Source organism: Paenibacillus farraposensis, from assembly GCF_020736845.1.
Classification (GTDB): Bacteria; Bacillota; Bacilli; order Paenibacillales; family Paenibacillaceae; genus Paenibacillus; species Paenibacillus farraposensis.
Genome location: NZ_JAFFQR010000003.1, coordinates 1 through 12701 on the forward strand (window position 1 = coordinate 1; position 12701 = coordinate 12701).

The window sequence follows — 12701 nt, forward strand, 5'->3', positions numbered from 1 at the left end:
ACCGACCAAGGTCGGTTTATTGAAAGAGCGATTAGCTCATGTTGAATCTGACGAGATAATATATCTCATATTGGATTTTGCGAACAAAATCCGTACTCACTCGTTGTTCAGTTTTCAAAGATCAAACAATCTATGAAGTCTTTTATAATCTTCACTTTGTTTCACCGCTGCATCTCAGCGGCGACTTGATTAATATAACACATATTCGGGATTTAAGTCAACACTTTTTTCGAAAATTATTTATTTCATCTTAGCGTTGCTCTTACAAAAAAATCCCCGGGCTTCAAGAGCCGAGAATTAATGTATCATATAATTTAATTTAACGTCAACTATAATTTAAAAAATTGAGATATTTCCTCGCAAGCTTTTATATAGCCTGTCCGAACAACATTATTTTCAATCCCACTAAAAGCACTATCCCGGGCAATCCTAATACTGTTACTGTTCCCATTGTCACTGGGTTAATTGGAATATATATCTGCGTGATCCAACCCGAATAATTAATAACGTACAGCGCAATTGCCGCCAGCGCCATATGTGCCCCGAACACTGCAAGCCAGCCGAAACCCAATCTTTTCCTGAAAATGAGATATACCAGAATCGCAACGCATCCAATCAGAACAAACCAGACCACCCCTCTCATTCTGCCCTCTGCTTATGAGCACGATCCACATCGTGAGCGTACCCCGGTTCATCTGGAGGCAGGTGAAAACGGTGTAGGCCTTGTTGTTTGGCACTTTTTAAGTGAATTTGGTATTTACGCTCTGCGGCTTCCAGAACAAAAATGGCATAGTCGATCTCATCCTTGCCGGTAGCTTCATGAAATAAACGATGTGCTCTTAACCATTCCGCATGTGAAGCTCTTATCTGGGCAAACAATTGCTGCCGATACTCCGCTTCTGATTTGTCATGCTCCTGGCGACGAAAAGTTCGCTTCATCCGTTCCCACATTCATTCATCCTCCTTACAAGCTGAATTATGTGTACAGTCTACAAGACTCCCTTATTCATACTTATTGAGCAGAGGACAAACTTAGAACCTGGAACGATTGAGACTGCCATATATCATTTACAACCAAAAAGGAGCCATATCGGCTCCCTCAGTGTGCCCATCATGTCCAAAGGACACCTCAGCACTCACATATCTATAACGTATAAATACGTATAAACAACCTAATTAAGCTCTCTACGGCCTTCCAGCGCTTTGGACAAAGTAACCTCATCGGCATACTCCAAGTCTCCACCCACCGGCAATCCATGAGCAATACGAGTAACCCTGATTTCAAAAGGACGCACCAGCCGTGAAATGTACATAGCTGTAGCCTCTCCTTCAATATTTGGGTTCGTCGCCAAAATCAGTTCCTGAACACGCTCATCACTAAGCCTGTTCAGCAATTCCTTGAGCTTGATATCTTCAGGACCAATACCCTCCATAGGGGAGATCGCACCATGAAGCACATGATAAAGACCATTAAATTCTTTGGTGCGCTCCATCGCCACCAAATCCTTGGATTCCTGTACAACACAAATGACGGAAACATCCCTCGTCTTGTCCTGACAGATTCGACAAGGGTCCGTGTCCGTAATATTGCCGCAGACTGAACAGAAGTGAAGATTGCGTTTCACATTGACCAGCGCTTTGGCAAAATCAATCACATCATCTTCCTTCATCTTCAGTACGTGAAAAGCCAACCGGGCAGCCGTTTTGGGCCCCACTCCCGGCAGGCGTGTAAAAGCATCAATCAGCTTTGCAATCGGCTCCGGATAATACAATAGCGCGTTTCTCCTTTTTGCGGCAGACTAGAACAAGCCCGGAATTTTCATACCACCTGTAAATTTACCCATATCATTGTTAGCCAGTTCGTCAGCTTTGGACAAAGCGTCGTTGACTGCAGTCAGCACCAGATCTTGCAGCATTTCCACATCATCAGGATCTACAGCCTCTGGTTTAATCGTGATAGACAACACTTTTTTATGACCATTTACCTCTACAGCCACAACACCGCCGCCGGAAGTGCCTTCAATTACTTTTTCGCCAAGCGCCTCCTGAGCTTTCAGCATTTGCTCTTGCATTTTTTTCACTTGCTTCATCATTTGGTTCATATTATTCATTTCAATCATCTCCTTAAATGATGTATAACTTTGATTTAATCCTTAATAACTACCAAATCTTCCCCGAACAGTTGAATAGCTTCATCAATCCAGGGTTCTTTGGGCTTTCCCGACGCGTCCTGCTCCGGCTCCAGTTGGAATTCTTCGGCAGGCTGATCGGAAACTCCTTCTATCGCAGCGTTCCAGTCCTTTTGCATCATCGTCACCAGACGATAGGGATGGCCCAGCTGTTCATGCAGAACCTTCTCGATAACCTGCTTGTTAGCAGGCTTTTCGGTGGTTTCACGATGAATATTGTTTTTAAAGGCTACCAGCACGCTGTCTTCCAATACAGAGACTGGCTCACCGTCCATAAACCACGCATGAACCGTGACTTTTGCCTCCTTGACCCCTTGCAAAATCCGGCTCCACTTGCGCCCTGTGGCTGCAAAGGCTTCGCTTGACTTCTCAGCGATATAACGATCCAATTGAGAGGGGAGCTTGGCAGGAGCTGAAATTCGTGTAGCAGGAGCACGACCACCAGAGGTCTGACGACCACCTGATGATGCCGACTGACCCGCTCCGCCAGCCAGTCCGCCCTGCAACGCATGCTCCAGCTTCTTTTCCATCTCAGTAAGCTGGCGCTTCAATGCAGCTACTTCTCCCTGATCAGCAGCTTCGGCGCGCTGCACCATGGACTGAGCCGTTCCTGCTTCTCTCGGAATGCTGCACAATTTTAACAGAGCGACCTCAAACAAAGTTTGCGGCTGAACAGCATATTTCATCTCACTTTGATAACGATTAAGAGTGTCGATCATTCCGAAGAGCTGCTCTCTGGTGAAAGCATCTGCCACTTCCTTAAACTGCTCCGGGTTCAGCACTCGGTCTGTCATTTTAGTGGCCTGCGGTACCATTTTGATCATAAGCAGGTCCCGAAAATAGTACAGAAGATTCTCCATGCACTTATCCGCGCTTTTGCCTTCCTGCATAAAATTCTCGATCATTTGGAGCACTGTGCCCACGTCTTCTTTCAGTAACGCCAAGGCCAGTTTGCCGAATTGTTCGGACGCAATGCCTCCCGTCATATCCAGCACCTGCTGATAAGTAACCTGGCCGTCTGTAAACGAGGCTATTTGATCCAAAACGCTAAGCGCATCCCGCATCCCGCCATCTGAAAGACGCGCAATATATTGCAGTGCATCCGCATCAGCCTGTATGTTCTCCTGCCGACATATAAGATCAAGCCGCTCGGTCTGCTCCTCCAGTGATACCCGCCGGAAGTCAAAACGCTGACAGCGTGAAATAATGGTCGCCGGGATACGATGTGGTTCTGTCGTAGCCAATATGAACATTACATGTGGCGGCGGCTCTTCCAGTGTCTTCAGCAGTGCATTGAACGCTTCCGTCGTCAGCATGTGCACTTCATCGATGATATAAACCTTGTGCCGCACTTCTGTCGGCGCATATTTGACTTTATCGCGCAAGTCACGAATCTCTTCAACGCCCCGGTTGGAGGCTGCATCAATCTCTTGTACATCCATGACTGCCCCGGCCGTGATCCGTTTACAGGCTTCGCATTCGTTGCAAGGTTCCGGCGCAGGTCCATGCTCACAGTTGATTGCCTTGGCCAAAATTTTGGCCGCACTTGTCTTCCCCGTTCCTCGCGGACCGCTGAACAGGTAAGCATGGGACGTGCGGTTTTCACGAATGGCGTTCTGCAATGTCTGGATAATATGCTGTTGTCCTACCATGTCTTTGAAGGCCTGAGGCCGCCAAGCACGGTACAACGCTATATGTTCCAATGCGCGTTACCCTCTTTCCCATTCACTTTCATGACCATTCACGGTCAATTTATTATACTATACTCCCGTCCGAATCTAAACCGAACACCTTCCAATTTAAAAAAGCACAAAAAAAACACCTTCGCATTGGCTGCCAAGATGTTCTAATTTCTACTATAAGCCGTGCACCTGTTATTGATCGTTGTGATCCGAGCGGCAACCCTGAACAACAACTCGGGCTAGGCAACCCTCCGGCACAAGAGTGGGCTTGCTTATGGCTGCTTCCTTCCGGACCTGACCAGGTTCACAAGTACTCATTGCGGAGGACCCAACCGTCAACATTGTGCGCAGGGACCAGCCTCACATCAACAACACCTCTAACAGGAATTCAACCTCGCTATAGCGGATTGCGAGTTACAGGGCACCGCTACCTCCCCATCTAGCACGGTGAAAATAAGTATATCTCAACCCTACACAAAAAGCAAATAGCAAATACCGACAAAAAGAGCCCTCTGCAAATGCAGAAGGCTCTAATAATTTTATAACTTGCGGTAACTGATTACATACCGTATTTCTTTTTGAAGCGATCCACGCGTCCACCAGCATCAATAAATTTCTGCTTGCCTGTGAAGAATGGGTGGCAGGCGGAGCAAATCTCAACACGCAGAGATTCTTTCACAGAGCCAGTTTCAAACGAATTCCCGCAAGCGCAAGTAACAGTAGTTACGTTATACTTCGGTTGAATAGCTTGTTGCATTAACTTTCACCTCTTTCCGCCCTGAACGTCCTATCAGTCCAGAGTTGTATGAACATACTTTTCACATTATAGCACTTGAACTAAAGTGTTTCAACACCTGTTTTACGCATCCAAAACCAGCGTAAAACAGGTATATTTTACATTGCTGCTGAGCGTTTTAAGCCCTTGCAAATTTAGGGCGTGCCTGTCCTGGCGGCGGCACGTGAGTGTAGGACCCGATAACGACATCAGGCAGCTCTTCCCGGTAAATCTCAAGCATTTGCTTCATGCCGAGTATATCCCCTTGGGCAGGAGGAATCAGCTCCAAATAGCTTTCAGGATCAATATTCAGATTACGCATCTGGATCAGCTTGAGTTTGGTACGTTTGGCAAACTCGATCATCGCTTCGATTTCTTCCTCGCGGTCAGTTACCCCCGGGAATACCAAATAGTTAATCGATGTATATACACCCTGCTCTGAGGCATATCGGAGTGATTTTTCCACATTGGCTAATGTATAGCCCCTTGGTTTGTAATAAGCATTGTAATGATCGTCCAGCGCACTAATAGTGCTGACCCGCATCAGATCAAGCCCTGCATCCACGATGCCCCGGATATGATCGCTCAAGCCCGCATTCGTATTGATATTGATATACCCCATATCGGTAATGGAGCGCACCTCTTTGATTGAATCAATAATCAGCTTGGCTTGAGTAGAAGGCTCACCTTCGCAGCCTTGGCCAAAACTAATGATAGACTCCGGTGTTTTCAAATGTTCCAGCATAACCTCTACAATTTCTTCGACACGAGGACGGAAATTCATTCTTGTCTGCGGAGATACGAAGCCGCTGTCATCCGGCTGTTCGGAGATACAGCCAAAGCACCCGGCATTGCAAGAGTACGATACCGGAACTCCCCCTTCCCAACGATTCAGGAATGTGTTCGAGGAAGTAAGACACTCATAGCCTAGGGCACAGTTAGACAAATGCTGGTATAGCCGGTTTTCCGGATATTGCTTCGTCATCCGCTGAACTCCCAATTTGACCTGATCGCGGTCACAATTTTCCGGATTCCATTGGGATGGGCTATCGCTCTGCTCTGCTGTTACATAAAATGCTCCATCCTTCCAGACTACAGCTGAATAACCAAACAAGGGAAGCTTATACTCTTTATCGGTTTTTACATATCCTGGCAAACACAAGCGTGTAAAGCCTTGCGGCAACAATGCGCCTACTGCCTGAAATTCCCCAGGAAGAGAAACCATTTCCCCTGTCTCAGGGTTCATACCGACCGGGCGGGTATTGGGCAAACCTACCAGTGTAGCTCCTTCCGGTAACGGAATCAGCTCATCCTCCATGATTTCAACAATCATGTCCGCACTGCGTGCAAGCCCATACAAAGAAGCATGATCATATACATTGCCTTTTTCGTCGGCATACACCAAATACATTTATGGAACTCCTTTCGCTCCGTCAAGCGGCGCTGCCAATAACAGAATGAATCGCAGCGGCCATGAACTCGTGGAACAGATAAAATACAAATTGGATTTAGTTTGTTGTGGCCTGTACCGATGCTGTGGTGGAACGCGTCGTTCTCCGTTGTTGGCCACCTGAGCTGCTTGGCGAGCCGCCAGAAGATGCCGTCAAATCAAACGAAGCCAAAAATTCAGCGTTATTTTTGCTATTCCGCAGCTTTTTGAGGAAACCTTCTACAAAATCATGGCTTTCCGTCATATTTTTGCGAATAGCCCAAATCGTATCTAATTCTTCCTTATTTAACAGAACTTCCTCACGACGCGTACCGGAACGGCGAATATCAATCGCAGGAAAGATTCGACGCTCTGCCAGCTTGCGGTCCAAATGAAGCTCCATGTTGCCTGTACCTTTAAACTCTTCATAGATAATATCGTCCATACGTGATCCCGTATCAATCAGCGCTGTTGCAAGGATCGTCAGACTGCCGCCTTCCTCTACGTTCCGTGCTGCGCCAAAAAAGCGCTTCGGACGATGAAATGCCGCTGGATCAATCCCCCCGCTCAAAGTACGGCCGGATGGAGGAATTACGAGATTGTACGCACGAGCCAGACGTGTAATACTATCCAGCAGGATAACAACATCCTTTTTATGCTCCACGAGACGCAGTGCACGCTCCAATACCAATTCTGCCACTTTGATGTGATTTTCAGGAAGCTCATCAAAGGTAGAAGCTACAACTTCGCCCTTAACAGAACGCTGCATATCGGTCACTTCTTCAGGGCGTTCATCAATCAACAAGACAAAAAGCTCAATCTCGGGATTGTTGGCAGAAATGCTGTTGGCAATTTCTTTGAGGAGAAGCGTCTTCCCAGCTTTGGGAGGTGCTACTATGAGCCCGCGCTGTCCAAGTCCGACAGGGGCAAGTATATCCATAATTCTCGTAGACAAATGGTTGGGGGAAGTTTCAAGGACTAATTTGGTTTGCGGATACAGTGGAGTCAGTGCAGGGAAATGTAACCGCTCAGCAGCTTGCTCAGGACTTCTTCCATTGACGGCGTTAACTTGAAGCAATCCAAAATATCGTTCATTTTCTTTTGGCGTCCGGCATTTACCAGATACAAGATCACCTGTTCTCAGGTCAAATTTGCGTATTTGTGAAGCAGAGATGTAAATATCCTCAGTGCTCGGGAGATAATTGATCGGCCTCAGAAAACCGTATCCTTCAGGAAGTATTTCCAGAACTCCTTGCATGAACATTAATCCGCTCTTCTCCGCTTGCGCACGCAGAATGGCAAAAATTAGTTCCTTCTTCTTGAGCGTTCCGTAGTACGGGATCTGGTATTGCTTGGCCAGCTTGTACATATCGGTCAGCTTCATTACTTCCAAATCGGAAATTTGCAGATCCATATAATAACCACCTATTCAATTATTAAGTCCATTCATACTTCAAAATGATAGACAACGATATCATAAACACCACTAACCTAATTTTAACCCAAAAAAAACAAAGTTATGCAGCCCTCTGCCTGAATTATACCGGATTATGGCGGAATTCCGATAAAAGATTGTTAGGAATGAACCACAATCTGTAACAGCAGCGGCTGCATAGCGCTCAGCATTCAATTGTTCGTCCGTTTCAAGCATTCAATCATTGGGTGTGGTCTAGTTGTCCGTCTGACGCCATACGTCTGCGCCTAGTTGACGCAGATTGGAGACAAGATGATCATAACCACGGTCAATATATTCAACACCCGTCACCTCGGTTACACCTTCACTCACTGTAAGTCCAGCGATGACAAGCGCTGCTCCAGCCCGCAGATCCGCCGCTTTGACTTTGGCCGCATTCAAACGGCCGCCCTCAATAATGGCCGATCGGCCTTCTACGCGAATTTTGGCTCCCATTCGCACTAGCTCTGGAACGTGCTTGAAACGATTACTGTACACAAAATCGCTCAATACACTAACTCCCTGCGCCTGGGTAAGCAGGCTGGTCATAGGAGATTGCAGGTCCGTGGCGAATCCAGGGTAAACTAAGGCTTTAACGTCAACATGCTCATAACGAGACGCACCAATTACACGAATACTTTCGTCATATTCCTCGATACCGATACCCATCTCCTGCATTTTTGCAGTGAGGGCCTCCATATGCTTGGGTATCACATTGTCGATTAATACATTACCACGAGTAGCCGCAGCTGCAATCATGTATGTACCCGCTTGTATACGGTCAGGTATGATGGAGTGACGGCAGCCATGTAACTCGGACACGCCTTCAATGCGGATCGTTTCCGTTCCAGCCCCTTTAATAATGGCTCCCATGGAGTTTAACAGGGTTGCTACATCTATAATCTCAGGCTCTTTAGCCGCATTTTCGATAATTGTGGCGCCTTTGGCACGTGCGGCCGCCAGCATAATGTTAATTGTAGCTCCTACGCTGCTGACATCCAAATAAATTTTATTGCCGCGCAGTTCTTTGGCATGCAAATGAATAGCACCGTGCTCGTTCGTAATCGTCGCACCCAGTGCTTCAAAACCCTTGATATGCTGGTCAATAGGCCGGGGTTCAAAATTACACCCTCCTGGCAAACCGATAATCGCTTCCTTGAATCTGCCCAGCATAGCTCCCATCATATAGTAGGAAGCCCGTAATTTCTTAACCGATCCATTCGGCATGGGAATGGATTTAATAGAGGATGGATCAATTTTCATCTGACTGCCTTCCCAGGAAACCGTTGCACCAAGTTCCTCCAGTATTTCGGAATACACCGCAACATCGCTCAGCAGCGGCAAATTGTCCAAAATGACTTCCGACTCTGCCAGAATGGCGGCGGGAATCAAGGCGATAGCACTGTTTTTGGCACCGCTGATGGAAACTGTACCTTGAAGCGGTCGTCCACCGGTGATCATCAATTTTTCCATAAGCTTGAGGGTCCCCCTACGTGTTTTGCAGTCGGTCAAACCATGAGTTAAAACTACGAAAAATCCTACTTTTTAGTGGTGAAAATGGAAAGACACCGGCTAAGCGGTGTGCTTTCCATACTAAACTATTCAACTATACAAATTTCAATATTTTGTGCAGCAGAAATACATCTGCAACCCCAAAAAATAACCCAAAAATGAATCCAGTCCGTGCGTCCACACGAACAGTTCATCCGTTATTATGCTTTGTTGTTGGAGCCGAACTCACGAATTTTATTGATAACGGTTTGTTTGATCGCTTCACGGGCTGGTTGGATGAATGTACGTGGATCGTAAGCATCCGGTTTCGCAGCAAGCACTTCACGAACCACTTTTGCAAATGCAATTTGGTTCTCAGTGTTTACGTTGATTTTGGAAGTACCCAGGGAAATGGATTTTTGGATGTCATGTGTAGGGATACCTGTTCCACCATGAAGAACGAGCGGCAGCTTCACAGCATTGCGAATTTCTTCCATTTCTTTAAAGCCCAAGTTTGGCTCGCCTTTGTAAGGACCATGAACGGAACCCAGCGCAGGAGCCAGTGTATCGATGCCAGTTTCTTTCACGATACGTACACAATCGTCCAGTTTAGCGTACATTACGTCACCTACAACGTCATCCTCTTGTCCGCCAACCATTCCAACTTCGGCTTCAACGGAAACGCCTTTGGAATGTGCATATTCAACAACTTTCTTCGTTGTTTCGATATTTTTTTCAATCGGGCTATGGGAATCGTCAATCATAACCGATGTGAAACCAGCGTCGATTGCTTCTTTACATTTTTCAAAGCTGGAACCATGGTCCAAGTGGATTGCAACTGGAACCGTAATTTTCATGTCATGAATAAGTCCTTCTACCATTTTAACAACAGTGTAGAATCCGCCCATGTGACGTGCTGCGCCTTCAGAAACACCGAGAATTACAGGGGATTTTTCTTCTTCAGCAGCGCCCAGAATAGCTTGAGTCCACTCCAGGTTGTTAATATTGTATTGACCTACTGCATATTTTCCTTCGAGTGCATTGTTCAACATGTCTTTCATAGATACCAATGGCATGGTTACAGTCCTCCTAAAGGTGTTTGGGTTTGTCTATCTTTTTTAGCCGACATCACATACGGGCTTATTATACCACAACCCATGTTAAATACTAAACAAGCTTTTGTATATCAACACTTACAAAAATCACGCTCAGGACGCCGTTTAATCATGGAATTGTATAAGGAGAGGATTTACTTTCAGTATTTCCCATAAACACAAACAAAAAACCCTGTTTAGCTAACAGAGTCCCAACCAAAGTGACTGATCTAATCACCCCTGAGTTGTTTGTTCACAGCAATTCGCATTTCGTCAATATCGAATGGCTTGGTAAAATGCATAAGCGCACCCAGTTCCGTCGCCTCTTTAATCATGTCCAGTTCTCCGTATGCTGTCATCATAATAACCTTGATATCGGGATGCATCGCTTTTAAATGCTTCAAAATCTCAAGTCCATCCATACCCGGGATTTTCATATCAAGCAGAACCAGATCAGGTGGTTCCTTTTCCACAATTTCAAGTGCAATTTTGCCGTTCGCTGCTTGGAAGGTCTCATAACCCTCACTTCCGAATACTTCCATCAGTAAAATTCGTATTCCATTCTGGTCATCGACGATTAATACTTTTTTCTTTTCCAATGTTTTAACCTCCTAGGATCTTAAAACGAGGATCGTGCAGCTATTGCCATAACAGCGTCCGATGACGTACAATATCCATCCCATACCTAAAATTATATTCGCTCCTGCAAAAAGAAAATCCTGCTCTTATACATAATTGTGGAATATTCTTTCACATTCAGGAAACATGGGGTAAAAAAAAGACCCCTAAGGGGTCTTTTAAGCCGTTGCATTAACCTTGAAGCTGCAATGCTGCTTTGACAAATTCACGGAACAATGGCTGTGGACGATTCGGACGGGAAGTAAATTCCGGATGGAATTGTACCGCCAGGAACCATGGGTGCTCTGGAAGCTCCACAATTTCCACCAAACGTCCGTCCGGTGAAGTACCGGAAATACGAAGACCTGCTTTTTCAATAACTTCACGATATTCATTATTGAATTCATACCGGTGACGGTGTCTTTCGTATACCAGCTCATCGTTATAGCAAGCGGCAGCAAGGGAGCCTTCCACCAGTTTGCACGGATACAGGCCAAGACGCATTGTACCGCCCAAATCTTCGATGTCTTTTTGGTCAGGCAGCAAATCGATCACAGGGTAATCGGTAGCCGGGTTGATCTCTGAGCTGTTCGCTCCTTCTAGACCGGCCAGGGAACGAGCAACCTCAATCACAGATACCTGCATACCCAAGCAAATGCCGAAGAATGGAATTTTCTGCTCACGGGCATAACGGATGGTGCTGATTTTACCCTCAATTCCGCGGTCGCCGAAGCCACCCGGTACGAGAATGCCGCCAACGCCGCCAAGCATTTCAGCTACATTTTCGTCAGTTACTTCTTCAGCGTTCACCCAGCGGATTTTCACGTCCGCATTCGCATCAAATCCGGCATGGGACAGTGACTCAACCACACTCAAATATGCATCATGTAACGCAACATACTTACCAACAATGGCGATTTCGACTGTTTTATCCAGCTTGCTGATTCGATCAACCAGCCCTTCCCACTCGGTCATATCCGGTGCAGGGGTTGTCAGCTTCAGGTGATTCACGACGATTTCGTCCAAACCTTCTTCACGCAGGTTCAGCGGAACCTCATAAAGGGTCGAAGCGTCGCGACATTCTACCACGGCGTTCGCATCAATATCGCAGAACAGTGCAATTTTGGCCTTCATATCAGAGGACAGTTCATGCTCTGTACGGCAAACAATGACGTTAGGCTGAATACCGATGCTGCGCAGTTCTTTTACACTGTGCTGAGTGGGTTTGGTCTTCACCTCACCAGCAGCTTTAATATAAGGAATAAGCGTTACGTGAATGTACATCACATTCTCGCGTCCAACTTCGCTTTTAAGCTGACGGATCGCTTCCAAAAATGGCAAGCTTTCGATATCGCCCACTGTACCGCCAATTTCTGTAATAATGACATCGGAGCCCGCTTCACGGCCCGCACGGTATACACGTTCCTTGATTTCGTTCGTAATATGAGGAATAACCTGTACTGTACCGCCCAAATATTCTCCGCGACGTTCTTTGCTGATTACGCTTGAGTATACCTTGCCTGTTGTGACATTGCTGTTCTTGGACAGATTAATATCAATAAAGCGTTCATAGTGTCCCAAGTCAAGATCTGTTTCCGCACCATCGTCCGTTACAAAAACTTCACCGTGCTGGTAAGGGCTCATGGTACCCGGATCGACATTCAGGTAAGGATCGAATTTTTGGATCGTTACCTTTAGCCCCCTGTTCTTCAAAAGCCTTCCCAGTGAAGCTGCCGTAATCCCTTTGCCCAAGGAAGACACAACCCCGCCTGTCACAAAAATATACTTTGTCACTGTTCAAAACCCTCCTAGATAAAATGCAAAATTCAGGCGACATTATGATGTTATCGTAACCCGTTTGCACAGATTATCATCCATGAAGAAGGCAGCGGATTTATTTTCCACACCGCCGCCCTTAGCCCTCTTTCATGAGTGAAAACACCCCTATAAAAAACAAAAAAGCACTCCCG

The 12701-nt window shown here is 46.2% G+C and carries 12 protein-coding genes and 1 other RNA gene; all 13 read right to left on the reverse strand.

Annotation, left to right across the window (positions count from 1 at the left end; all coding sequences use genetic code 11):
• Positions 1-367 precede the first annotated feature (367 nt).
• The 13 genes from JO375_RS00050 to JO375_RS00110 all read right to left on the reverse strand — a co-directional run bounded on the left by JO375_RS00050 (position 368) and on the right by JO375_RS00110 (position 12525).
• Positions 368-643, reverse strand: a complete 276-nt coding sequence (locus tag JO375_RS00050) for a pro-sigmaK processing inhibitor BofA family protein (RefSeq protein ID WP_229522564.1) — start codon at positions 641-643, stop codon at positions 368-370.
• Positions 640-951 (reverse strand): DUF2508 family protein, encoded by a 312-nt coding sequence (locus tag JO375_RS00055; RefSeq protein WP_229522565.1) that lies wholly within the window; start codon positions 949-951, stop codon positions 640-642. Before JO375_RS00055 ends, JO375_RS00050 begins: the two co-directional genes overlap by 4 nt.
• Positions 952-1172: 221 nt before the next feature.
• A complete protein-coding gene (gene recR, locus JO375_RS00060; protein WP_229522566.1) occupies positions 1173-1772 on the reverse strand; it encodes a recombination mediator RecR in 600 nt (199 codons plus the stop codon).
• A 27-nt stretch (positions 1773-1799) separates the two neighbouring features.
• Complete coding sequence (locus tag JO375_RS00065; RefSeq protein WP_229522567.1) at positions 1800-2111, reverse strand: YbaB/EbfC family nucleoid-associated protein; 312 nt, start codon at positions 2109-2111, stop codon at positions 1800-1802.
• Positions 2112-2146: 35 nt separating this feature from the next.
• On the reverse strand, positions 2147-3892 hold the full coding sequence (gene dnaX, locus JO375_RS00070) for a DNA polymerase III subunit gamma/tau (protein ID WP_229522568.1): 1746 nt from the start codon (positions 3890-3892) through the stop codon (positions 2147-2149).
• A gap of 160 nt (positions 3893-4052) precedes the next feature.
• An RNA gene (gene ffs, locus JO375_RS00075) (signal recognition particle sRNA large type) lies at positions 4053-4319 on the reverse strand.
• 111 nt (positions 4320-4430) lie between these two features.
• Positions 4431-4628, reverse strand: a complete 198-nt coding sequence (rpmE, locus tag JO375_RS00080; protein ID WP_229522569.1) for a 50S ribosomal protein L31 — start codon at positions 4626-4628, stop codon at positions 4431-4433.
• Positions 4629-4785: 157 nt separating this feature from the next.
• The gene (locus tag JO375_RS00085; RefSeq protein WP_229522570.1) at positions 4786-6057 is read right to left on the reverse strand and encodes a radical SAM protein; all 1272 of its coding nucleotides are present in this window, start codon (positions 6055-6057) and stop codon (positions 4786-4788) included.
• 97 nt (positions 6058-6154) lie between these two features.
• Positions 6155-7489, reverse strand: coding sequence for a transcription termination factor Rho (gene rho / locus JO375_RS00090; RefSeq protein ID WP_229522571.1), 1335 nt, complete (start codon positions 7487-7489; stop codon positions 6155-6157).
• 255 nt (positions 7490-7744) lie between these two features.
• Positions 7745-9001, reverse strand: coding sequence for a UDP-N-acetylglucosamine 1-carboxyvinyltransferase (locus JO375_RS00095; protein ID WP_229522572.1), 1257 nt, complete (start codon positions 8999-9001; stop codon positions 7745-7747).
• 239 nt (positions 9002-9240) lie between these two features.
• Positions 9241-10095 carry a class II fructose-1,6-bisphosphate aldolase gene (fba, locus tag JO375_RS00100; protein WP_229522573.1) on the reverse strand — a complete coding sequence of 285 codons (855 nt, stop codon included), beginning with the start codon at positions 10093-10095 and terminating at the stop codon, positions 9241-9243.
• 248 nt (positions 10096-10343) lie between these two features.
• Positions 10344-10712 (reverse strand): response regulator, encoded by a 369-nt coding sequence (locus JO375_RS00105; protein WP_229522574.1) that lies wholly within the window; start codon positions 10710-10712, stop codon positions 10344-10346.
• 211 nt (positions 10713-10923) lie between these two features.
• On the reverse strand, positions 10924-12525 hold the full coding sequence (locus tag JO375_RS00110; RefSeq protein ID WP_229522575.1) for a CTP synthase: 1602 nt from the start codon (positions 12523-12525) through the stop codon (positions 10924-10926).
• Positions 12526-12701 lie beyond the last annotated feature (176 nt).

What these genes read in the sequence shown, in the direction of transcription:
- JO375_RS00050 (WP_229522564.1), bottom strand. Translation starts at nt 643, where the DNA reads ATGAGAGGGGTGGTCTGGTTTGTTCTGATTGGATGCGTTGCGATTCTG.
- JO375_RS00085 (WP_229522570.1), bottom strand. Translation starts at nt 6,057, where the DNA reads ATGTATTTGGTGTATGCCGACGAAAAAGGCAATGTATATGATCATGCT.
- JO375_RS00095 (WP_229522572.1), bottom strand. Translation starts at nt 9,001, where the DNA reads ATGGAAAAATTGATGATCACCGGTGGACGACCGCTTCAAGGTACAGTT.
- rpmE (WP_229522569.1), bottom strand. Translation starts at nt 4,628, where the DNA reads ATGCAACAAGCTATTCAACCGAAGTATAACGTAACTACTGTTACTTGC.
- JO375_RS00065 (WP_229522567.1), bottom strand. Translation starts at nt 2,111, where the DNA reads ATGAATAATATGAACCAAATGATGAAGCAAGTGAAAAAAATGCAAGAG.
- JO375_RS00055 (WP_229522565.1), bottom strand. Translation starts at nt 951, where the DNA reads ATGTGGGAACGGATGAAGCGAACTTTTCGTCGCCAGGAGCATGACAAA.
- fba (WP_229522573.1), bottom strand. Translation starts at nt 10,095, where the DNA reads ATGCCATTGGTATCTATGAAAGACATGTTGAACAATGCACTCGAAGGA.
- rho (WP_229522571.1), bottom strand. Translation starts at nt 7,489, where the DNA reads ATGGATCTGCAAATTTCCGATTTGGAAGTAATGAAGCTGACCGATATG.